Below are 21,973 nucleotides of genomic sequence, written 5' to 3'. Positions count from 1 at the left end.
ATTATAAGTTCTAAATTAACATAATACTTTTATTTAATTTATATTTAAAAACAAAAATTTCAAATATTCAAATTAGGTGGAGATTCGTGCGGTTATAGTGGATGATGAGGAACGTCATCATAGTATTCTGGGGAAAATGCTCAAGAACTTTTGCCCCGGAATTGTTGTTGTAGGAAATGCCCATTCCGTAAGTGAAGCAATACCACAGATTGAGGAAAACAAACCAGATTTGGTGTTCTTGGATATTGAAATGCCAGGGGGTAATGGATTTACAATCTTTGATCATTTTGAAGAACCCCCGTTTCAGGTCATATTTACTACAGCTTTTGATCTTTATGCCATCAATGCCATAAAATATGCGGCATTGGACTACCTATTGAAGCCCATCAACATTCAGGAATTAAAAAATGCGGTGGCCAGGGCAGAGAAGGTACTTGCAAAGCAAAGCAAGGAAAACATTGAAAAGATTCAGGCATTGAAATCCAACATTCAATTGGAGGATAGGAGCTTAACCAAAATAGCATTGAGGTCTTCTGATGGAATCGATTTTGTTGAAGCTAAAGATGTAATTCGAGTGGAAGCAAATCAGGTCTATTCAAACTTTTACCTTCAAAATGGAAAAAAAATATTGGTATCCAAGCCATTGGGCGAGTTTGAAAATATGTTGGAATCCTGCAATTTTTTTAGAGTGCACAAATCACACATGATCAATCTAGACCACATTGTAAAATATGTGAAGGGCAAAGGGGGTTATGTGATAATGAAAGATGGTTCAAATGTAGATGTCTCGGTCCGTAAAAAGGACAAATTTCTAAAAAGGTTAATGTAAATCGTTCGGAAAACAGAGCAATACTGAAGTCCCAGTTGGTTTTTTATCTTCGTATATATCCTCGACTTCTACCTTGAACTCTTTCATTTTTGCATCAAGATTTAACAACTCTAACCTAGCCTCGATGTTGGACATAGCAACTGATTTATGTTTGGTTGGATTGATTTTTTCAGCTTGCTTTCTACCGATTCCATTGTCCGTAATTATACAATGGATCTTGTTATCCTGCTCTTTGACCAGCAATGTTAGTTTTCCCACTCGATTCACCTTTCTAAGGCCATGGACTATGGCATTTTCCAGATAAGGTTGTATGATCATTGGAGGGACCATAATATCTTGATATTCCTCGATATCCAATATAATTTCAAAATCGAATGAATTGTTGAACCTTGTTCGTTCCAACCTTAAATAGGTTTCCAGGAATTGTAATTCTTCTGCCAAAGTAATGTATGGAACCAATGAATTTTCAAGATTTTGTCTCATCAGTCCTGCAAATTCAGAAACATAATCAATGGCTTTGTCTGTTTCATTTGATAAGATGAACTCTTGGATGGATGAAAGTGCATTGAAAATGAAATGCGGGTTCATTTGGGAGGATAACATCTTCATTCGTGCTTGTAGGGCCTCCTCGCGTTCACTCTTTAATTGGTTCTGGTGAAATCGAGAAGCAGAGATTACAGACGAAACACGAACCTTAAGGACCAGATGGTTTATAGGTTTGCTAATGTAGTCCTGTGCGCCCAGGGCAAAGCATTTGGTCAGTGTGGTGTCCTCATCTTCGCCAGTAATTATGATAACAGGAAGATTATGGTATTTCTCATGATTTCGGAGCTCTTGTAATAAATCATACCCACTGATTCCGGGGAGGTTCACATCGAGCAATATTAAATCGAAATCTTGTCTTTCCAGACGTTGGAACAGGAATTCACCTTTTGGAATAAAAGAGATGTCAAATCCTTCTTCTGCCAACACGTGATTGACTTGTTCCAGAACTTGGCGGTTATCATCCACCACCAAAATGTTAGCAGTGTTATTGGGCATTTATTGTATTTGAAAGGAGTGTTCTCAATGCTTCATCATCTCCAGAGTAGATAGCTTCCTCTAGTTTATTGAATTCATCCTGAGGTAGAATTGAATTTAACGGTTCGGCCGTAATAACCAGTTTTTCGGTTTCAAAGATGGGCAGTTGACCAAGAGATTGGATTGTCTCCTTTATTATGCGTTTTTCTTCTTCATTCAGTCGCTTAATTTCTTGAGTCTTACCCACATCAATATCCTCTACCAAATATTTTTTCAATACCCTAACCAGTTCGGGAAACTGAATTGGTTTGGTAAGGTAATCGCAGAACCCTGAATTGAGCGCAATTTCCCTATGTTCGGTAAACGCATCAGCTGAAAGGCCAACAATAGGAATTTTATCGTTCATTTTTCGAATTCGTTTTACGGTTTCAAAACCATCCATATTCGGCATATGGATATCCATGAAAATAATATCAGGATTATACTTTTTACTGATTTCAATTCCTGTTTTGCCGTCTTTCGCCAATATTATTTCAGAACCGAGTTCTGCAAAAAGGGCTCGGATCATTTCTTGGTTCATTGAATTATCCTCAACCACCAGGATTTTTTTGGATTGTGGAATTCTGAAATCAGAAATTGATGGTTCTTTGTGCTCGCCCCATGAATTTTCAGCTTGCTGATACGGCAGATAAATCCTAAATGATGTGCCCTTTTCAACTTGACTTTTAACTTCAATCTTTCCTTTTAATATTTCCACCAGTTTTTTGGTAATGGTCAAACCAAGACCTGTTCCTCCAAATTTTCGATTTATTCCAGCATCTGCCTGAATAAATGGATTAAAGATTTGTTGTAGTTGGTCCTCCGGAATTCCAATGCCCTCATCCTCCACTGAAAACGCAATCCAAGATTCTTCACGCCTTACATCTACATAAACCTTCTTGTTTTCAGGGGTAAACTTAATGGCGTTGCCTATGATGTTCATCAATATCTGTTTAAGCTTGCTGCCATCGGTGTGGATATATTTAGGTACGTTGGAATCGAAATTGCTTATGAGGCTGACCTCCTTTACCTTGCCCAAACCTTTGTTGATTCTGCACACAGAGGTGACAATTTGGTTCAAATTGACATCTTCTTTGCTTAACGAAAATTTTCCTGCCTCAATTTTGGAAAGGTCCAGAATATCATTGATCACTTCCGATAGTGATTCGGCACTTTGGTGAATATTGCTAAGATATCGTTCAAATTTTTGAGTTAGTTCCAGGTCTTTGCTTTGATTCAAAAGAATTTGGGAAAAACCAACAATAGCGTTGAGCGGTGTTCTGATTTCATGACTCATGTTGGCGAGAAACTGTGTTTTGGCACTATTGGCATTATCTGCATCATTCTTTGCATAAAGCAGATTTTTCTCGGCCTCTTTTCTCATTTCGATTTCTTGCTGTAAATGATCGGTTCTTTTTTTAATGCGATCTTCCAAGACTTCGTTTACTTTGCCCAATTCTTCTTTGGATGCCGACAACTCCTGATTTAACTCCATGGATTGTTCATAGAGCATTGTGTTGGTTATTGAAATGGCAGCTTGGGATGCAATAATTCGCAGTACTTCAAGATCACCTTCGGTAAATAGCCCTTTAACTTGGCAATTTTCTAAATAAAGCACCCCCACTAGATCCTTTTGCTTTAACAAGGGTAAAATGACCAATGATGATATTCCATTCTTTCTAAAATAACTTTCCTCTGGATAGTTGGTCTTTTTGACATCATCAATGCTAAGCTCTTTTGTTGTAGAGATAACATGCTCTATTAGATTAATGGGCAGGTTTTTACATTTACGTAATTCAATTTCAGAAAAGTTTGAAGCTTTCTTATCATGGGTGCTAACTAAAGACTCTAAATAAGGGATTTGGTTCTTAATGAGTATGAGCGCACCTTTATCTGCCCCTGCATTCTCCATTACAATATTCAATAGTTGCTGTACGAGGCTTCCCAAATTTACTTCTGCGGAAATTGCCTGTGTTGCTTTTAGAAGACTCTGGGTATCAAAACTCGCTAATGTTGACTTCTCTTTTTGAGTCAGGCGTTTCGTTTTTTCATTTGGACCTTCGACTTTAATTTGCGCTCCCCAATTTTTATAGATTCTTTTTCTCTCCTGTCGTAAATGCTTTGTTAAGAAACCAAAACTGTCTTGGGGCATTAATTTGTTGCCCAAATCGCACAACAACGCTTTTACACTTAATTGACCACCTTTTTCGGACCATTTTAGTCCTTCTTCAAGTTTTACAAAGGCAGTTCTAAAATCATTTTTGCACAAGCAGATTAAAAGGCCCACCAGCTCATGTTCGGCTTTAAAATTCTCTGGAGCTTGTTCTGACCATGGTGCTATTGATTTTTGGAGTGTTTCCAACTCCTTAACAAGGATTTCTTTTGAGGAAATTTCCAACATCATTTCGTATACTGCTCTTAGCACTTTATGCCTAACAATTTGTGGCTGGGAAGTTACCAACTCAATGAATTCTTCGTTGGTCTTTAAGAAGTGTAGCGCCTTTTCGTAGTCACCTTTTAAACAATAGACCAGACTCTTAAAAACGTACTGTTCGGATAGGATAAAGAAACATTTCTTTTTCTGTAATAAGTCAATTGCGTTGGCATCGTCCAATTCCTTCTCATGGTCGTATTCACCTTTTAATAAAGTCATGGAATTTTTGATCAATGTCAATTGTGCACCAAAACATTCGCTATAATTTGAGGGCATTACTTCGATGGCCTTTTCACAATTGTTCAAAGCTTCAAATAGGGCCACTCCAGATAGAAGCTGGTTTCGAACACTAATTCTACAAAATGCATTTATAGAAAGGTAGTCTGCAGATCTCACAAATACAGACACCCGGTTTTCCAATACTTGCTCTATTGATGAAAAAGGTTCTTTTAAATGTCCAATCAAATCATAATAACAAAGTTCAGTTCGGTTGAGGTATTTGTCCGATTTCAATTGATTCATGATATTCCATCCAACATCGGCAATCTTGATTCCCAATTGAAATTGTTCAAACCTGTGTATTAAAATTGAGCCTAGGTGAACCAACGCAAATGAAGAGGAATCCGTAAGTCCATTGTTTAAGGTGTGATTGGACATTTTAAGCACCGTCCAGACGTACAAATCTTTGTTCACATAGGTTGCAGAGGTTGTCATATTTGCCAACACCCTCATGAGAGTGGTGTCAAATTCATCATTCATCCGCTCCCTTAAAAGGTCTTCTGAGACATCCGTTTCTTTGATTTTACTTTTGAATATTTTGTATTCGACATCAATTAGACGGGTTAAACCTTTGTCGTTTCCAACAATCTTCTCTTTGATTGGAACATCCAATAATGCTAGTATCTCCAGACCTGCATTTGTACTTTCCTTGTAAAGCTCAAAAGCTTGGTAAAAATCAAGTGTTAGTTCCAACAATTTGATTTTTTCATTGTTGTCCTTGGCAATAGATTTGGCTCGAAATGCGAATTCATTTCCTTGTTCAAGATCATTCATTAAAAAGTGCGCTTTGGCCAAGCCATAAAGCAATTTAAACTTATAGGCGGGGATTTTGAATTTCTCCGCAAGCTCCAGCCCAAATTCCAAAAACACTTTTGCAGAATTAGAAGAATTGGAAGCATTGGCCAAGTTTCCTGCTTTTACTATGAGTTCCAACGATTTATCTGCTGTCTGTTTTGTGAGCAGATCTCTTGAATTTATTAGATGCTGCACCAATTGGTTCAATTCAACCGAGTGTCTGGTGTTGCCGTTTTGCAGTTTGTACAGTGCAATTTTGTGGTGCAACTGATTACTGGCGTATTCAAATTCTGGGATGTGCAGCTCCAAAGCAACTTTTTGAATTCTCTTGTGATTGAAAACAAAGGGACCTTTAATTGGATCTAATTTGGTCAACAAACCAGCTTCTGATAGAACGTCTAATAATAGATTTATGATTTGTGGGGGGGTAGCTCCAATTTCCGATAGCAGGGGCATATCAAATATGCCATTGTTGTACGCTGCTACCTTCAACAATACTTGTGCTTGATAGGATTGCAGCTTAATTTGGCGCTCAACAACTCCCACCACATTTTCCGTTACTTCCTGCAACTTCACCTGGTTCAGGCTATAATCCCATTTGTTTTCATCTTGATTGTAATAGAGAACATCACTTTCACTAAGAGATTTCACCAGGTTTTTGACTTGATTTGGGTTGCCATGGGTCTTGTTGTAAAGGATATCTGATAAATCGTGAATGGACTCACTTTGCTCGGAGAGCATAGATGAAACCATCTTTTGTGTGGCAGATTTTGAAAGCTCCTTCAATTCAATGACACAAGAATCCTTAGCACTTTTTAGCACTTCATTTTTAAATTCCTGTAGAGGGTGGTTGGCCGTCAGGTATTTCTTGTTGTAGGAGAGAATGAACATAACCCCTGAAACCTCTGAATTTATAAGATGCTTGATCAGTTTTAACGAGGGCTCATCACACCATTGTGCATCATCAAAAAATAAAACTCGTTTTAATCCTAATAGGCCTATAGTGTTGCAGTATCTAACAAATACATTTAGAAAACGGTTTTGCGTTTCAATGGGATTCAATTTTTCTGGAGAATCGGTAAATCCGGTCAACTCCTTTAAATCGGGGATAACATCAAAGAGAAGTGACAGGTCGGTTCCCACCCCTTTCTCAAATGTCTCGCTCAATTCAGAATGACTTCGACCGGTTTTCATGAAAATCCGCTTCACTATATCCTGAAACGCCAAGTGAAACGCTAAATAATCAGAGGATTGAAATTGATCTAAACAGGCATAATTGAATGATCCGTCAGAATCGGAAACAGCATCTTTGAATTGATTCCCCAATTCTGTTTTTCCCAGTCCTTCGTCCGATTCTAGGAATACGATTGAAACTGCACCTTCTTGAACCTTTTCATAGCACTTGATTAACTGTGCCAATTCATTTTCCCGTTCATAAAGAAATGTGTTTGAACTTAAAATTCCAGGATTGTGGTTTATGCTCAATTCAGATAATTTGGAATTGTTTCCAGAATCTTGATTTGTCTTTAGTGTGGTTAAATCCCTGATAATTCCATTGGCAGATTGATATCTCTCTGAAGGGTTCTTTCGCAGCAATCCTGAAATTATCTCATAAATCCCTGTATTCTTCCAAAGACACTTTTTGGGTTCTTGGTAATTTTTGGTGAGATGTTGATGCATTATTCCTTGACCGTCTGCTCCATCTACGAAGTAACTTCCTGTCAACCAGAAATTCAACAGTATGCCCAAGCCATAAAAATCAGCTCTATGATCTGGTTTATGGACCGTTCTTGAATTGAATTCGGGTGCAACATATCGGTATGCAGACCTGCCATATTCCGTAACGCTTAGCCCATCATATTCTTCTCTAATGGCCCCCAACCCAATGACAACAAGATTTCCATTTTCATCAATTAAAAAACGTTCATCATTGATAATTCCAAAACAATGTCCAGCTTGGTGTACCGCGGATATTGACTTTGTGACCTGTATCGCCAAATTCAGAAAGCACCTAAATTCAGATTTGTTTTTGGGAGGTGAAAACAGATTTTCATCGTAAGCTGGCACGGTATAGCTAAGTCTATTCCCATTGGAGAGTGCTATGTCCTGAGCAGAAGTGAGTTCAAAAAAACCATATTTCTCTAGCGCTTCTATTGCATGTGGTCCAATTTCTTCATTCAAATTCTCTTCGACAATAACCCTGTTGGATTGGGCATCTTTCCTAAGATCAACATGTAAGGTTTTTGGCGCTATCATAGCGTATTATTTAGACTTCAAAGTAGTGAATTTATAGTAAAACATGGGTACGTTAAGAAGTTTAACGGCTACGTTAAGAAGATCTATTTTGATGAATTACCGCTTGATTTTGGTCCGTTTGTTGGAGATTTCAACCACTTATCACGCTTATTAGAAAAATACCTACGCTTAGATACTTGAGCTAGTAATGATGTGAAAGCTAACCTAGTTTTGAGTCAATGAAACAATAAACAAGACATTCAATAAATCGACTGCCATGGAATATGTAAAGAGACTTAAAGAGATTATACAAGAGAAGCAAAGGGTAAGGACATTGGCTCACAGGAAATCTGTTTTTCTATTTCTGATAAACAATAGGGAAAACGAGCGAAAGTTCAATTCTGGAAACAAGGACTATCAATTTATTTTCCAATTGGACGTTGCGGAGAGCGTTACCGTGGATGGGCCTTTGGTACTTGGTGTGTACAATGGAGTGTTTGGAAAAATGAACTTGGACCTTGATTATGACAGCTTTCAAAAGCAATCCTTTTTGGATGATGCCTTGAGTAACCAATTGGCCATTTATTTGACACAAGAACTTTTGTATCGCCCTCTTGATGATAAATGGTATCTAGAGAATATGGTAGTCACAATGACTGATTATTTGGTTAAGCAGACTTCGCTGGACCTGGCCAATAATGGAGAGCTTAAAATGGGCATAACCCCATTTCAGATGCAAAAAATAAAGCATCATATCACCGAAAACATAGACCACCAAATTAGTACAAGCGATTTGGCGTCATTGGTAAAATTAAGTGTTCACCATTTTATTAGAATGTTCAAGAGAACCACTGGCGAAACCCCACAACAGTTTACAAAGCGCTTGAGAATGCAACGCGCAAAAGAGCTTCTGTTATACTCTGAGGATAACATTATACAAGTGGGTATGGGTGTTGGTTGCGACAATGCCAGTCATTTTACACAATTATTCAAAAGCAGTTACGGAATAACCCCCTTAAAATTTAGGAAAGCACATCGGCAAATGACGCTTGCTGCATCATAACTTCAGAGAACAATCTTAAAAAAAGAGAATATGAAGTACAATGGAAACGGACTCGGAATGAGCAAAAGCAAGTTTAGATTGGTCAAAACCAATGAAGATTTCACTCCGCTGATGAAGCGTATTAAAAATCACATTGATGAATCAAAGTTCAATAGTGTCATTTGCCTGAATTAGACGAAAATCAAAATAATAACCCATGAAAATTAATGAAATTGTTGCAGCAATTCCTGTGTTAGATGTGAATAGGGCTAAAGAATTCTACGTGAAAACCCTAGGGTTTCAGTTAGAAGTACTTAGTGAAACTATGGGAATGTATTGGGCAAAAATCAATAATGGAAGATTTCTCCTATACAAAAGGAATGATGAAAACAAAGCGGAGCATACAGCAATCAGTTTTACGGTAGAAAGTATTGAAGAAGCTGTGGGGGAACTGGAAAGCAAGGGAGTAAAGTTTTTTGAGGCCAAGGGAGAGAAGATTTTCAATTTGGATGGTAGCTTGTCAGCTTGGTTTCAAGATCCAGAAGGAAATAACTTAGAAATAAGCGAGAGGCCTTAATCAAGGAATTATTTCATACCACAGCATAAGAGACTATGAGAATCATAAAGGAAATATCAAATAACTTAGCAATAAATCTACATAACAGATTCAAGACGGCCAGTCGCAAAAATACTAGTTACAACAACAGCAATTATTGTGATCCCAGCACCCAATCAGAATACTATTGCGATGAAAATGGCTGGTTTGTTTGAGAATAGCACTGGCCATTTAGACCTTACTTTTCTAAAAAGCTCGCCTCTTTAAAATATAGCAGAATTGATTCTTTTATTTAAAAACCACCTTTGGATTTTCCTTAGGTGGTCAATTGTTTTTTGCCATCCCAACTTCAATGCCAAACACATGATAATCAAAGAGCGATTATAGAACATCCCGGCCAAGATTGCACAATTCTGGCCAGTTTCCAGCTCTACTTTTGGATCATATAATAAGTAATGTTTGTAGGACGACATTTTACTGAAGTAAATGTCAAGTAACCATCAAACACCGAAAAAAATATAGTAAAACGCAAAATCAAAAAAGATGAAAAACAGACTTACAAAAACCTTACTAATTCTAGCTGTACTTGTTGGCTCAAGTTCAGAATTGTTTGCTCAAATACCTGATCCTGGATTTGAAGTTGATGGAACCACAGCAATTGTAATCACGGATCCCCAAAATGACTTTTTAAGCCCAGATGGAGTAACCTGGGGCGTGATAGGAGAAAGCGTGATGAAAAACAAGACCGTTGAAAATCTGGAAACTTTGTTTCAAATTGCAGAAGCCAATGGAGTAAAAGTATTCATTTCGCCACATTATTATTATGAGCATGACCACAAATGGAAGTTTGAAGGGGCTTTGGAAAAATTGATGCACGACATTGGTATGTTTGACCGTGGTGACCAATTGAATAAAAAAGGTTTTGAAGGATCTGGCGCTGATTGGTTGCCACGGTATAAAAAATATATCGAAAAGGACTTTGTAACCGTTGTTGGCCCACACAAAGTTTATGGACCGGAGCAAAATGATCTTTCTCTTCAATTGAGAAAACAAAAAATAGACAAAGTGGTTTTGGCAGGTATGTCAGGAAACCTTTGTGTAGAATCGCACCTAAGAGAATTACTTGAAGATGGTTTTGAAGTGGCAGTTGTAAAGGATGCCACAGCTTCAGCTGTTGCTCCCGGCTATGATGGAAACGTTGCAGCTGAAATTAACTACAGATTCGTGGCAAGCCACGTGTACACCACCAACGAATTTAAAGCTCTTTTTAAGTAAACCGTGTTGTAGCAAAATAACAGATAAACATAAAGTTTAAAGGTTGGTAACCCTGTCCATTTCGGACAGGGTTACTTTTTTTTGAATAAAACACCATGTATAATTTATAGGGATCGCAATGTGAAGCGGCGTTTCATTTTGCATAAACCATCTTGTTCAATACCGAAAAAAGAGGTTTTCCAGCAAATTCATCCAAAATATGCCCTCCTTTGGGCACAATGACAAGATTGTTCCAAATTCCAAGTTCATCCATGGCTTTGTTGGCCTTTTGTGCTCTTTTTTTCCAATAAGTGTCTCGTTCGCCAACAATCATTGTTATTTTGGTTTTAGCGAACAGCTTCAGTTTTTCGGAGGCTCCAATAGCTGGATTTCCTGGCATTCCCACCACTCCGTGTATGCGGTCACGGAACTGTGAGGCAATCTCAAACATAGCAACGCTATTAGCAGAAAATCCAAGAATGACGGTGGCTTTTATTTTGTAATGTGCCTCTAAATGGTTCAGTAGAACATTGACCATTTTTCTAGATTTCATATGAACAAGGCTCTCCACCAAAATCCACCCATGTTTCTCCGGATTTGGACCAAAAAACCTACATCCTGTTTCAAGATTTCCTCCATCCAATCCAGGCCCCAATAATACGGGGTAGCTTTTAGTAGGAGAATAATTGTCTGGCATTGTGATGCGAACCAACAGTTTGTTAGTTCCCGTTCCAAGCTCCATGACCTTTTGTTGGGCCGACATTTGATAGGAGATGATCCCAAATAGCAGACACAGAAAAAGTCGTTTTGTTTTGTAGAAATTCATGATGATCAATTTTGTGTGAGCTTGGTGATTTTTCCTGTGGCTACTTCCATTAAGTGAATTTCAGCACCGTCCTCAAAACTGGTGTTGTAGGCTATATATTTTAGCGCTTCATCTAGCACGGTAAACATGATTCCCTTATAGGGAACCCGCCCCAACTCCTTTAGGTCGTTTCCCTGCAAATCTTCCAATATAAAAATGGTCGAATTTTCATCCGCAACAGTTTTAAGGGCATGATCACCAGTAATAAACTCTGCTTCCAATTCTGGCATATCTTTAGTGCTTTTTGTTTTCTTGTTGAACAACTGTTTGGTGGCAATATAATTTTCCAGATCATCAATTCTGTTCACGTACAACGCACCACTTTTGGTCATTTGAGGCCTGTTTGTCCTTCCATTTTCTGTTAGCCTTTCCACTTTTTCGCCCTTTGCGTAATATGCATCAGGGGTAAATGCTTCCTTGGGCCAATGAAAAAAATAATATCCCTCACCATCCAAGTCCCACGAACTGAACATGTGGAATCCGTCTTCCGACACTGTGGCCAGTTTGGTCAGTTCCTCTCCGTTTGAAGTGATACACATTATTCGTGCGCCTTCTTCCAGAAAATTGGTATACGCAATTCTTTTTCCATCAGGAGACCATTTGGGTTCCGTATGAAATCCTATGGAATCCAAAGCTGAAACTTCTCTAGTTGTATTGCCATTAAGGTTAGAAATGAAAATTCTTGAGGCCGATTGATCCTTTCCCACATATGAATAATAAGCAATTTCGTTTCCCTTAGGGTTAAAGTGTGGTCCCAGGTCCGGGGTCCCTTTTATTGTATCTTTTTCCTTCTCTTCAATTTCAGTAGTGGCCTTTTCACTTGGCTGGTTATTTTGTTTGTCTTGTTTAGGGTTTTGAAGACAGGACATTGCCATTAAACCTATAAAGAAAACTAAGATTAGCTTGTTTTTGATTTCTCCCATTTTTCTGGATTTTGAATTTAATCCGAAAATAGAATGGAGAAGGAGTTTTGTCTAATGGATTGTGATAAACTGCCTAGAATGTGACCAACTAAGCACTTTTATGCTGCATTTGTCCCAAAAAGAAACGTCGGTCACTTTGTTCTGAAAAAGAAACCTATGTGGGTCTAGATTTGAATGAACCAAAATTCGTCTTTTTATGAAAAAAATGATTGTCAAAGGGTGTTTTACCCTATTGCTTTTAGTGTCGTTCGGCACTTCAAAAGCACAAGTAAAAAAGGAAAGTATGCTAACAGCTTGGGATAGCATGACCAAAATGGTTGTGGAAACCGCCAAAGCCATGCCCGAAGAGCACTACACCTTTAAACCTACTTCTGAGCTACGTGATTTTTCAGAGCAAATGGCACATACATCTGGGGCAAATTACCTATTCGCCTCTGTGGTCAAACTAAATTCTCCAGACCCAAATCCAGTAACGGGAACCAAGGTGAAAAAGGAGGTGATATCGCAAATGGAAGGTTCTTTCGCTTTTATCCGCTCAGGAATGGAGAAGCTCAAAGAGGAGGATCTTGCAGAGGAGATTGAGTTTTTCGGCAATAAAATGTCAAGACTACAATCGATTCTCATCATGACTTCCCATCTACAACGCGAACATGGAAAAAGTACAATTTACACAAGATTGAAAGGTGTGGCCCCCGGTCCATCCGGAGGTTGGTAGTTAATCTTCATTTTGTTCCTCAAAACCGGCCGAGACTATTTCCCTTTGGATAATATATTCTGAACCATTGTAGCAAAGTTTGGAATGGCCTACGGGAATGGTTTCTTCCGGTTTTACTGAATATAGTCTATACATTTCATTGGCTGGGTTCCCAAGGAAACGAAAAGAGATTTTCACTGCAGCTTGAAGGGTCATTTTATCCTCAGTGCTCCGTAGTGCCACTCCATTTCCACAGCCATCAGATGCTAGATTGACCAAAATGACTTTATGAGACGCATCCTGACCAAAAGCTTCGCCATGATAATCAATGCCATATTCCTCTTCACTATGAAGCAAATAAAAGATTTCCTGATAGGACAATTCGCTAATATCTTTTAAGGTCTGTTCGGTTTTTGAATCATCGGAGACTACTTCCTTTTTGTTGTTCTTACAGGAAACGAACAACAAAATCAGAATCAAACCGGAAATGTGGACGTATTTCATCGCTTTAGGAAAATGGAAAATTTGACGGATTCATTTTATACCTTAGAAAGATAAATTGATGGTATGCTGAAGCAGCTCTCCCAAAGTTATAAAAATTTGCCTATTTCCATTGGAAAGATGGGAGTGGCCATTTTGGTGGTTTGCTGTTTTTTCATTGCACGGGAATACACGGACCACTTGGTGAACAACTACAATTTTCCATTTAGCTGGGGATTCATCAGCTTAAAGATAGTTGCCAATTACACACTATGGTTGTTGTTTGTTCCTTGGATAGGATGGGTGGCGCTCAAATTGTTTAAAAAGGGAAAGACCAAGTTGGATTGGGTTGGAATAGTACTCAGTTTGTTGATCATTCCATTACTCCACAGGGCCTTGGCCACTAAATTGTATGATGTGATTTATTATTTGGATTCAGGGTACATGAAGGATTTTTTTGGCTCCAATGGGATTGTGTCCTTAGCGGTTGGCAGTTTTTCCAGTTTTATTGAGCTTTTGGTCATTGTTGCTGTCTTTGTAGGCGCAAACTATCAAAAACAATATCTTAGAAATCAGCAAGCACTTATTCAAGCTCAGATCAGTACCCTCCAGATGCAATTGCATCCGCATTTTTTGTTCAACACACTGCACTCCATTTCTTCAATGATAGATATTGATACGCGGAAGGCCCAAAAAATGCTGACCAAAATCGGGAGCCTTTTAAGAAGTATGTTGGAAAATGAAATGGACCAGATGACCACAGTCGAGAAAGAGTTGGACTTTATTAAAGATTATTTGGACTTGGAAGAAATCCGCTACGCGGATAAAATGCAGGTTCACTATACCGTTCCCAAAGATATCCTGGACGCCAAGCTTCCCAGCATGATATTACAGCCCCTAGTTGAAAACGCCATTAAATATGGGGTTGTTCCTGCGGTAAAAAGCGGTAAAATCACCATCGAAATTAAAAAAGGACAGGGAAAAGTGCTCGGAAGTGAACTTGTCCAGATTCAAGTTTCCAATACGTTGGAAAATGATAGCGAAACAACAAAAAATCATGGAACCGGAGTTGGACTCAAAAATATTAGACAACGTTTGGAAGGAATCTATGGGAATCTGTTTGAATTTGAATGTGGTAGAGTCAATTCCCAGCTGTTCAATGCCAAGATCACCCTTCCCTATAAAACAGTTTAGATGCAATTGAGGTGTATTATAATAGATGACGAGTATTTGGCAAGACAGCGGATCATTAAACTGTTGGAGAAGCACCGCAACATTCTGGTCGTGGCCGAATGCAGGAATGGCAAGGAGGCCATTGAGCGTATACAACTAAAGGAACCCGATTTTGTTTTCTTGGACATTCAAATGCCAGATTTTGATGGCTTTGCGGTGTTGCAAAAACTTCAAAAGATACCCTATGTGATTTTTACCACCGCTTACGATTCTTTTGCTTTAAAGGCTTTTGAAATCAATGCAGTGGATTATCTCTTAAAGCCCTTTGACCAAGAACGCTTGGATGCATCCATTGATCGGATGCAGGAAATAAAGAAGACAAACAAAGCCTATGAACTGGGTGAAAAATTGAGCGGTCTTTTCAAAGAGATCAAACAAATAAAGGACGTTGACCACCGAACAGATTTCACTATAAAAAAGAACGGAAGATTACTACGAATAAGCACCGAAGATGTAATATTCCTTAAGTCGGAGGGCAATTATTTGGAACTGCACACAGATTCAGCTAAACATCTGTATAGGGCCACAATCAGCGCCATGGAAAAAGAGCTTTCTGCCGGGGAGTTTTTACGGGTCCATAGATCTTTGATACTCAGCAAAAGGTATATCCAATCATGTCGGTATATGGGAAACTCCTACTACAAAATAAGGCTAAAGACGGGTTTGGAATTCACCTCTGGAAGGTCTTACAAGGCTAATATTGTATCTTATCTTGAGGAAAACAACAGTTGACCCGTAGGATTGAAGACGGGTCTTAAACCGACTTTCACCAATTTCACCGTACATCACAAAAAGCAATTCCCTTGAAGGATTAGATAGTATTTTGACCTCCAACAAGTTTCAATTCATATGCGATTAATCCACCAGATATTCTTTGGAATAGTTTTGAGTCTGAGTTCTTCATGTTCAGGGCAAGAGCGAGGAAATGAACGTATCTATTTTGATTCAGAAATGGAGAATAAGAGAGTTCCTTCCTTTGAAATATTCTCAATGAACCCTAATGGTTCAGACGTGGAGCAACATACGTTTGATGCCGTGCCCAGAAGGGCCAATAGTTCCCCCAAATTTTCTCCTGATGGAAAACAGGTGATTTTTGGAACCTATAAGTACGGAGGGTACAAGATTGCCATTGCCAACAATGATTTTAGCCAACAGCGCAAATTCTCCAAGGGGCCGCACTATACTTATGTTGGGTCTTGGTCACCAGATGGCAAGAAAGTGGCCTACAACAAAGTAGACACTAAAAGCGCCCCTTACTTTCAAGGGGATTTTGAAATCTTCATCATGGCTGTTGATGGGTCGTCCGATATAAACATTTCCAACACCAAAGGGTCCGATTTTGGACCCCAGTGGTCTAATGACGGAAAGAAAATCCTATTTGGTTCGGACAGATTGGGCAACTCGGATATTTATATTATGGATGCGGATGGAAGGAATGTGAAAAATTTGACCAAAACCCCAGATATTGATGAGTTTGGTTTTTCATGGTCTCCAGATGGGAGCAAAATAGCATTCCATGTACTGCATCACAGCGCTAAGAGAAAATATATTGATCTATATACTATGAACTTGGATGGAAGCCAAAGGAGGAACCTTACCAGCAACCAGGCACATAAGCGAAACCTTTTTGTTCCCTATTATCAGGGAGCCCCACCAATTTTTTATGGGTCTTCTTGGTCTCAAGATGGTAAAAGAATTGCTTTTTCATCCAAAAGAAATTCAGATACGTTTCAAATATTCACTATTGGATCGGATGGGGAAGGGCTTAAGCAGTTGACCAATAATGGGGTCAACAATGTCTTTCCGACCTGGCATGTTGATTGATGAAAACTTACAAAGTCGAGTCCTTCCCTCTTTATCCATTTATGAATTGAATGTTGCAATTAAACGTCTGGCCACTTCGGAACCGACAGGAGGATCATAATTACACAAAACAATGATCAACAGGTCTTTTGAGGCATTGTAAAAAACCACGGAGTTAATTCCGGTTGATCCACCTCTTATGTTGTAAACAGGATTACGGTCTGGACTGTCCCTAAAATGATTTATCAATAGGTCTGTGGAAGTTTTGGACAATAACTGGTTGGATGTTAGGGTGTAAACAAATTGCTTCATGTCGTCTACAGTTGAGAAACCTCCCCCGGCTGCAGTTCCCTTTACCGGGCTACGGTCATTTACATTGTAGTTGAAGGCATATTGTCTTTCTGGAGGCAATTGGGTTTCAAAATCTTCCCCAACTTTGAATTTGGAATATCCTTGGGCAAGGTTTTGAACGGATTTATCTCTTTCAAAGGCATCAGTGTTCACCATTCCTGCCTTTTTGTAGACATTTTCCCGAACGTAGTCATAATAGTTTTGACCACTGACCCGTTGCACAAGAATTCCCAATAACTCATAGCTTGAATTGCTGTATTGCCGTTCGGTTCCAGGTTTTGAAGAAAGTGAATAGGCCGCAATGATAGGAACATAATCTTCAAGGTTTCTGAGATTCTTGTAGTTATCCAGAAAAATGGGAGAATCCCAATAAGAGCCAAGACCTGATTTCATTTCAAGGAGGTTACGGATGCTTATCTCATTGGCCATATTAGCTTTTAGCTCTGGGATATACTTGGTTATCTTGTCCTCAAAATTGATTTTACCAGCTTCTATCAATTGTAGAACACAGACAGCAGTAAAGGCCTTGTTGATGGACCCTAAATTGATCTTGGTGTCTATGTTTATGGGGATGTTTTTTTCCTTGCTGGCCAATCCATAGGATTCTTTGATCAAATCCTTTCCATTTTGCATAACCAAAACATTCCCCGAGAATTTTAGACTGTCAGCCTGATTTTGCAAATAGGCTTTAGCTGCATTGGCATCTTTGAACGGCACTGCTTTGTGCAGGGGCCTTCGTTGGCCATAGCTGTATACGCCCAAAATTGAAAAGGCGATACATAAAAGTGTCTTTTTCATATTATTTCGTTTTTTGATTTTTTCGAGGGAAATAATCCCAAAGTATGTTGGCAATCTTCCATTCGCCATTAAGTTTAAAAAGGTGGATGTACTCTATCCATTCCATTCTTCCAGGGTAGCCAGTGGTAACCTTTACACTTGCCGAGTTGAAAAAAACATCCTGTATTTCTACCTTGTTTTGCTGCTTTTCCATTGGAAAAGCTGGCTTTCTTTCCAACATGGCTTTTAGTTCATCCATCTCCATATCTTGGAAAAAGAGCGCGCTTTCCCCTCTTTTTTTGGAAATTCCACGTTTAGCCAATTGGGGGTGTAGATATTTGAGCATTTCTTCTGTATTGTTCTCAAAGAAATTTTCCAAATAGCCCAAAACAGTTTTTGTGATGTTTTGCTTATCTCCTCTTTGATATTTCATTCGGTCTTTTCCAATTTCTTTCAAGAGGTTTTTATAAAGGGGCTTCTGCTCAGGGGATTTTTCCTGGAGGGATTGAAGCGCCAGAATTTGAGCTTGTTTTAGGGCATTGTTTTCAGGAGTAAAAACGGCAGGCTGTACACCAACTCCTTGAAACTGTTTTCCATTGGGAGTTACAGAAGTTCGTGTTGAAACGGATAAATCCAGAACATCATCGATAGGAAAGAATTCATTGGACCTTCCTCCACCGGCCGAAGGCGCCCCTACTACCGTAACACGCCCAATTTGCTGGAGGTAGAAAGCAAATCCTTCCGCTGCAGAACCTGTATTGCCATTAGTAAGAACAAATACTTCTTTCTTATCATTTATAGGGCCAAACTTGGTTTTTGGTGTATAAAGGCTTTGCTGCTCCGTTTTGCTGTAGTAGGTAGTCAAATGTGTTTCCTTTGCCACTATACCCCCGGCCAAATAGGCCAAGGTTTCTCCAGATCCCCCTGGGCAATCCCTTACATCCACAATAATGGCATCTGCTGATAGTGTGGTCTCCAAGAATGCATCCAAGTCCTCTTTTATATATTCCAGAGGAGCAAACAAAGGAATCTTCAGATAGGCAATGTTACCCTCAAGTATGGTATAGGACAGCAAGTTTTCAAACGCTTTTGGGTCTGGGGACATCCTCCTCATTTGTCTTACCGGTGAAGTTTTTTCCTCGACATCCGAAGCTTTGGCGACCACATACAGATGAAAATCGCCACTGCTTTCTTTTAAATCCCTTGTAAGGGTTTTGGCCAGACTTTTATGGTCGGGAAGGTTATGGTATTTTCCTTGCTCCAGGTTGGCCGATATATCGGAAATCACTTCGGTCTTGAGCTCAGGAATGATGTAGTTTTTATCAATTACATCGATAATTTTGTTCACTGTTTTGTTTACATAGCTTTTGTCCAGGTCTTGTGTGTATGCAACAATTCCGTAGACAAGGGCCAAAATGGTCGCTATGCTTTTTCTTGTGTGCTTCATAGGGTTTAAGTTAAAATCGATTCCAAATGAAGTCGAGGCCATAACTTTCCCCAAATGATTTATTTTAACTGCTATGGAAATTATTCAACTTACAGGTTTTAAAGTTTGAACCGCGACACATAAGAAAGATTCCATTTTACAACTAATACTCAAGGATTGGTCAAATAAACTTTTGCAACAATTCTGAATTCATAATTTTAGCCAGGCAAGCTGTTTTACTATGAGAAAGTTTATTGAGCCTTTTTTGCACATCCTTTTTTGGGCACTTGTCTTCTATATTTCCTATTCAAATTTTGGTATCAAAATCAGGATAGTTAAAACAGAAGAAGGCTTTTCCTATTTTAAAGAGTACAACAGGGTCTTTTTAGCGGTTACGCTTCTACACATCTTTTTTAAAGCCCTTCTTTTTTATGGGGCCATCTATTGGGTCATACCAGCGTGGATGAAATCAAAAAATAAGACCAGATCCACTATAAGTCTTACACTTTGGTTTGTATCTACGCTAATTGCGCCTCTTTCCCTTAATTATTTTATTCTCAATTCCTTCTTTGAACACCCCATACAAAAAGGATTGGCTTTAATAGGGTATAGTCTCTTTTTTCATTTTGTTTGTCTGTTTATCGCTTTTGGATATAGATCTACCAAAGATTGGTTTAAGAACGAAAAGCTCAAAAACGAGATAATTCAGGAAAAGCTCAATACCGAAATTAATTTTCTGAAGGCGCAGATCAATCCGCACTTTATTTTCAATACGTTGAACAATCTTTATGCAGAAGCCAGAAAACATGAAGACAAGACCGTTGCGGACGGCATCGCCAAATTATCGCACATGATGCGGTATATGATCTATGACAGTAATGTGGAAAAAGTTACTTTGGCGAAGGAGATTCAATACCTCAACAGTTACATAGAACTTCAGAAATTTAGGTTCTCCGAAGAAGACCCCATCGATTTAAAAATAAACTTGGATATTAAGAATCCATCTGTGCGGATAGCTCCCATAATCTTTATCCCCTTTGTGGAGAATGCTTTTAAGCACGGAATTCAAATAGAGCATAAATCTTATATTCATTTGTCACTTACCGCAACGGACCACATGTTGGTTTTCAATATATCCAATCGTAAATTTAATACCGAAACCATAGAGAGAAATTCTGGAGTAGGCCTTACGAATGTTAAACGGAGGCTTGCCTTGCTTTATCCAGATAAGCACCAGCTGGAGGTTGAGGATGATGGAGATAATTATCATGTGAAGCTAACCCTTCAATTTTGAGTAGTATGCAATTCAATTGTATTATAGTTGATGATGAGCCCCGAGCCATTGAAATCATGGAGGAATATGTGCAACGCATGGAATCTTTAAACCTGATGGCCAGCTTTAGGAATCCCATCAAGGCATTCGATTTTCTGAAACAACAAAAGGTCGATGTGGTCTTTCTCGACATCAATATGCCAAATCTATCTGGCATACAGCTCATAAAATCCCTGAACCAAAAGCCCAAGTTTGTATTGACCACAGCGTATTCCGAGTACGCTGTTGAAAGCTACCAATTAGATGTTGTGGACTACCTTTTAAAACCGATTGAATTTGATCGTTTTGTAATGTGTGTGGACAAACTCCATGGGGTGATGGTTTCCAAGAACCAGAATGTTATTCAAACGGATGAGAAACCCGATGCCAAGTTTCATCAAAATCACATTTTTGTAAAACACGGAACCAAAATTGACCGAATAGATCTGGACAGCATTCTGTTTCTTGAAGGCTCCGGCAACTACGTCAATTATCAATTGGATGATAGAAAAGTGATGGCCTTGGGCAAAATGGGAGAAACGCTCGACATGTTACCACAGGACCGTTTTGTCAGAATTCACAAATCTTACATTGTTCAACTGTCCAGAATAGATGTTATCATGAACAATAGAGTGCATCTTGGCGAATCTAAATTGCCCATTAGCGGTTCGTATCGCGAAGCCTTTTTTGCAATGGTGGACAAGGGAAAGGTTTAGCATAAAAACAAACCCTCCAAGTGCATTTTGCGATTAAGAACCTCTATGGGATATCCGTGTTGGTTTGATTGAACTTTCCTTTAAAAATAACGGCCAGTGCAACAAGTACGTATATCAGGCAAACCGTTAAATACGGACCTCCATATTCAACAGGGAAAGATACTTGTGTCAATAATTCAGGGGTAATCGGCACATCCCCGTCCCAGGGCATAAATCTAACAATGGAAAGAGAAGCATTGGAAATAGCATGGAACCCAACGGCAAATAGTAAACTTCCTCCAGATTTGTTGTACAACCAATTGAAGATAAATGTCCATGGGAACACAAAGGCCAGGACGTAAACAAAAGGGACATTGTGCATCCCCTGACCCAACCAATAGGTTGGCAAATGCCATAGCAAGTGTACTGTGGCCAAGATTAGTGAAGCAGTTACTGGCGAGAAGTTCCGTTGCAATCTGGGAAGGGCAAAACCTCTCCACCCCAGTTCCTCGCCAAAACCGGCAATAAGAAATGAAGGAATAATTGCTCCCATCCAGTATGATATATTTAAAATATCTGGCTTTAGCGCTCCCTCATATGAAAGCTGCCACAAAGAACGCCCAGTAAAATGGATTGCCGCGGGAAGCAGTAAGAGCAAGACCCACCAATACCATTTAATACGGGTTCTTTTAAATCTGCTGAATAGTTGGGATATCCCCTTTTTACCAAAAAAATACCCGGTAAGTATTACAGATGTTATGGATGGCGCCCATATTCCCAGTATGATAATGGGTATGATTTGAGTCTGGTGCCCCACAAAGAAAAGAAGCCAAGAAATACCATAGGTCAGCCCAAAGAATAACAGCAGTTGATTTTTTATGTTTGAAGCTTTAGTTGTCATAACAGGGAAATTTTGAAAACTCAAACTTAG

19 protein-coding genes are annotated in these 21,973 nt (G+C 39.0%); 11 read left to right on the top strand and 8 right to left on the bottom strand.

Annotated features, from left to right (window positions below):
- Positions 1-76 precede the first annotated feature (76 nt).
- A complete protein-coding gene (locus tag DX873_RS10440) occupies positions 77-829 on the top strand; it encodes a LytR/AlgR family response regulator transcription factor (protein ID WP_116184385.1) in 753 nt (250 codons plus the stop codon).
- Here DX873_RS10440 and DX873_RS10435 read toward each other — a convergent pair.
- Entirely contained in the window at positions 821-1,870 is a 1,050-nt protein-coding gene (locus DX873_RS10435; RefSeq protein ID WP_116184384.1) for a response regulator, read from the bottom strand. The genes DX873_RS10440 and DX873_RS10435 overlap by 9 nt on opposite strands.
- The gene (locus tag DX873_RS10430) at positions 1,860-7,652 is read right to left on the bottom strand and encodes an ATP-binding protein (RefSeq protein ID WP_116184383.1); all 5,793 of its coding nucleotides are present in this window, start codon (positions 7,650-7,652) and stop codon (positions 1,860-1,862) included. The genes DX873_RS10435 and DX873_RS10430 overlap by 11 nt, the downstream gene beginning before the upstream one ends.
- Before the next feature lie 256 nt (positions 7,653-7,908).
- Between DX873_RS10430 and DX873_RS10425 the strand changes: the two genes are divergently transcribed.
- The 4 genes from DX873_RS10425 (at position 7,909) to DX873_RS10410 (ending at position 10,504) form a co-directional block, all read left to right on the top strand.
- Positions 7,909-8,694, top strand: a complete 786-nt coding sequence (locus DX873_RS10425) for a helix-turn-helix domain-containing protein (protein WP_116184382.1) — start codon at positions 7,909-7,911, stop codon at positions 8,692-8,694.
- Positions 8,695-8,724: 30 nt separating this feature from the next.
- Positions 8,725-8,868, top strand: coding sequence for a hypothetical protein (locus DX873_RS18880; protein ID WP_181899474.1), 144 nt, complete (start codon positions 8,725-8,727; stop codon positions 8,866-8,868).
- A 22-nt stretch (positions 8,869-8,890) separates the two neighbouring features.
- Positions 8,891-9,250 carry a VOC family protein gene (locus DX873_RS10420; RefSeq protein ID WP_116184381.1) on the top strand — a complete coding sequence of 120 codons (360 nt, stop codon included), beginning with the start codon at positions 8,891-8,893 and terminating at the stop codon, positions 9,248-9,250.
- Positions 9,251-9,772: 522 nt separating this feature from the next.
- Positions 9,773-10,504, top strand: a complete 732-nt coding sequence (locus DX873_RS10410; protein WP_116184379.1) for an isochorismatase family protein — start codon at positions 9,773-9,775, stop codon at positions 10,502-10,504.
- A 133-nt stretch (positions 10,505-10,637) separates the two neighbouring features.
- Here DX873_RS10410 and DX873_RS10405 read toward each other — a convergent pair whose 3' ends face one another.
- Both DX873_RS10405 and DX873_RS10400 read right to left on the bottom strand, forming a co-directional pair.
- Entirely contained in the window at positions 10,638-11,309 is a 672-nt protein-coding gene (locus DX873_RS10405) for an alpha/beta hydrolase (RefSeq protein WP_147296645.1), read from the bottom strand.
- Between the two features lie 5 nt (positions 11,310-11,314).
- Positions 11,315-12,271, bottom strand: a complete 957-nt coding sequence (locus DX873_RS10400) for a TolB family protein (protein WP_116184377.1) — start codon at positions 12,269-12,271, stop codon at positions 11,315-11,317.
- Positions 12,272-12,467: 196 nt separating this feature from the next.
- On the opposite strand from DX873_RS10400, the gene DX873_RS10395 reads away from it, so the two are divergent.
- Positions 12,468-12,986 (top strand): DinB family protein, encoded by a 519-nt coding sequence (locus DX873_RS10395; RefSeq protein ID WP_116184376.1) that lies wholly within the window; start codon positions 12,468-12,470, stop codon positions 12,984-12,986.
- Here the strand turns inward: DX873_RS10395 and DX873_RS10390 are convergent, their stop codons facing one another.
- Positions 12,987-13,469 carry a hypothetical protein gene (locus DX873_RS10390; protein ID WP_116184375.1) on the bottom strand — a complete coding sequence of 161 codons (483 nt, stop codon included), beginning with the start codon at positions 13,467-13,469 and terminating at the stop codon, positions 12,987-12,989.
- A 63-nt stretch (positions 13,470-13,532) separates the two neighbouring features.
- On the opposite strand from DX873_RS10390, the gene DX873_RS10385 reads away from it, so the two are divergent.
- From DX873_RS10385 to DX873_RS10375, 3 genes are all read left to right on the top strand, one after another.
- On the top strand, positions 13,533-14,639 hold the full coding sequence (locus DX873_RS10385) for a sensor histidine kinase (protein ID WP_116184374.1): 1,107 nt from the start codon (positions 13,533-13,535) through the stop codon (positions 14,637-14,639).
- Positions 14,640-15,410, top strand: a complete 771-nt coding sequence (locus tag DX873_RS10380; protein WP_116184373.1) for a LytR/AlgR family response regulator transcription factor — start codon at positions 14,640-14,642, stop codon at positions 15,408-15,410.
- A gap of 117 nt (positions 15,411-15,527) precedes the next feature.
- A complete protein-coding gene (locus DX873_RS10375) occupies positions 15,528-16,502 on the top strand; it encodes a PD40 domain-containing protein (protein WP_116184372.1) in 975 nt (324 codons plus the stop codon).
- Between the two features lie 39 nt (positions 16,503-16,541).
- Here DX873_RS10375 and DX873_RS10370 read toward each other — a convergent pair whose 3' ends face one another.
- Together DX873_RS10370 and DX873_RS10365 are read right to left on the bottom strand one after the other, a co-directional pair.
- Complete coding sequence (locus DX873_RS10370; protein WP_181899473.1) at positions 16,542-17,630, bottom strand: serine hydrolase domain-containing protein; 1,089 nt, start codon at positions 17,628-17,630, stop codon at positions 16,542-16,544.
- A 1-nt stretch (position 17,631) separates the two neighbouring features.
- On the bottom strand, positions 17,632-19,056 hold the full coding sequence (locus DX873_RS10365; protein WP_181899472.1) for a S41 family peptidase: 1,425 nt from the start codon (positions 19,054-19,056) through the stop codon (positions 17,632-17,634).
- 220 nt (positions 19,057-19,276) lie between these two features.
- Between DX873_RS10365 and DX873_RS10360 the strand changes: the two genes are divergently transcribed.
- On the top strand, positions 19,277-20,329 hold the full coding sequence (locus DX873_RS10360; protein ID WP_116184369.1) for a sensor histidine kinase: 1,053 nt from the start codon (positions 19,277-19,279) through the stop codon (positions 20,327-20,329).
- 5 nt (positions 20,330-20,334) lie between these two features.
- Entirely contained in the window at positions 20,335-21,063 is a 729-nt protein-coding gene (locus tag DX873_RS10355) for a LytR/AlgR family response regulator transcription factor (RefSeq protein WP_116184368.1), read from the top strand.
- Between the two features lie 43 nt (positions 21,064-21,106).
- On the opposite strand, the gene DX873_RS10350 is transcribed toward DX873_RS10355, so the two are convergent.
- The gene (locus DX873_RS10350) at positions 21,107-21,943 is read right to left on the bottom strand and encodes a CPBP family intramembrane glutamic endopeptidase (protein ID WP_116184367.1); all 837 of its coding nucleotides are present in this window, start codon (positions 21,941-21,943) and stop codon (positions 21,107-21,109) included.
- Between the last annotated feature and the right edge of the window lie 30 nt (positions 21,944-21,973).

The organism is Flagellimonas nanhaiensis, from assembly GCF_003382275.1.
Lineage (GTDB): Bacteria > Bacteroidota > Bacteroidia > Flavobacteriales > Flavobacteriaceae > Flagellimonas > Flagellimonas nanhaiensis.
Note: the sequence above shows the minus strand (reverse complement) of the source record. Positions and strands in the feature narration are given on the sequence as shown.

Coding starts and splice junctions, on each gene's coding strand:
- DX873_RS10390 (WP_116184375.1), bottom strand. CDS start 13,469: ATGAAATACGTCCACATTTCCGGTTTGATTCTGATTTTGTTGTTCGTT.
- DX873_RS10425 (WP_116184382.1), top strand. CDS start 7,909: ATGGAATATGTAAAGAGACTTAAAGAGATTATACAAGAGAAGCAAAGG.
- DX873_RS10355 (WP_116184368.1), top strand. CDS start 20,335: ATGCAATTCAATTGTATTATAGTTGATGATGAGCCCCGAGCCATTGAA.
- DX873_RS10405 (WP_147296645.1), bottom strand. CDS start 11,309: ATGAATTTCTACAAAACAAAACGACTTTTTCTGTGTCTGCTATTTGGG.
- DX873_RS10410 (WP_116184379.1), top strand. CDS start 9,773: ATGAAAAACAGACTTACAAAAACCTTACTAATTCTAGCTGTACTTGTT.
- DX873_RS10370 (WP_181899473.1), bottom strand. CDS start 17,630: ATGAAAAAGACACTTTTATGTATCGCCTTTTCAATTTTGGGCGTATAC.
- DX873_RS18880 (WP_181899474.1), top strand. CDS start 8,725: ATGAAGTACAATGGAAACGGACTCGGAATGAGCAAAAGCAAGTTTAGA.
- DX873_RS10420 (WP_116184381.1), top strand. CDS start 8,891: ATGAAAATTAATGAAATTGTTGCAGCAATTCCTGTGTTAGATGTGAAT.
- DX873_RS10380 (WP_116184373.1), top strand. CDS start 14,640: ATGCAATTGAGGTGTATTATAATAGATGACGAGTATTTGGCAAGACAG.
- DX873_RS10360 (WP_116184369.1), top strand. CDS start 19,277: ATGAGAAAGTTTATTGAGCCTTTTTTGCACATCCTTTTTTGGGCACTT.
- DX873_RS10365 (WP_181899472.1), bottom strand. CDS start 19,056: ATGAAGCACACAAGAAAAAGCATAGCGACCATTTTGGCCCTTGTCTAC.
- DX873_RS10375 (WP_116184372.1), top strand. CDS start 15,528: ATGCGATTAATCCACCAGATATTCTTTGGAATAGTTTTGAGTCTGAGT.
- DX873_RS10435 (WP_116184384.1), bottom strand. CDS start 1,870: ATGCCCAATAACACTGCTAACATTTTGGTGGTGGATGATAACCGCCAA.
- DX873_RS10395 (WP_116184376.1), top strand. CDS start 12,468: ATGAAAAAAATGATTGTCAAAGGGTGTTTTACCCTATTGCTTTTAGTG.
- DX873_RS10385 (WP_116184374.1), top strand. CDS start 13,533: ATGCTGAAGCAGCTCTCCCAAAGTTATAAAAATTTGCCTATTTCCATT.
- DX873_RS10400 (WP_116184377.1), bottom strand. CDS start 12,271: ATGGGAGAAATCAAAAACAAGCTAATCTTAGTTTTCTTTATAGGTTTA.
- DX873_RS10430 (WP_116184383.1), bottom strand. CDS start 7,652: ATGATAGCGCCAAAAACCTTACATGTTGATCTTAGGAAAGATGCCCAA.
- DX873_RS10350 (WP_116184367.1), bottom strand. CDS start 21,943: ATGACAACTAAAGCTTCAAACATAAAAAATCAACTGCTGTTATTCTTT.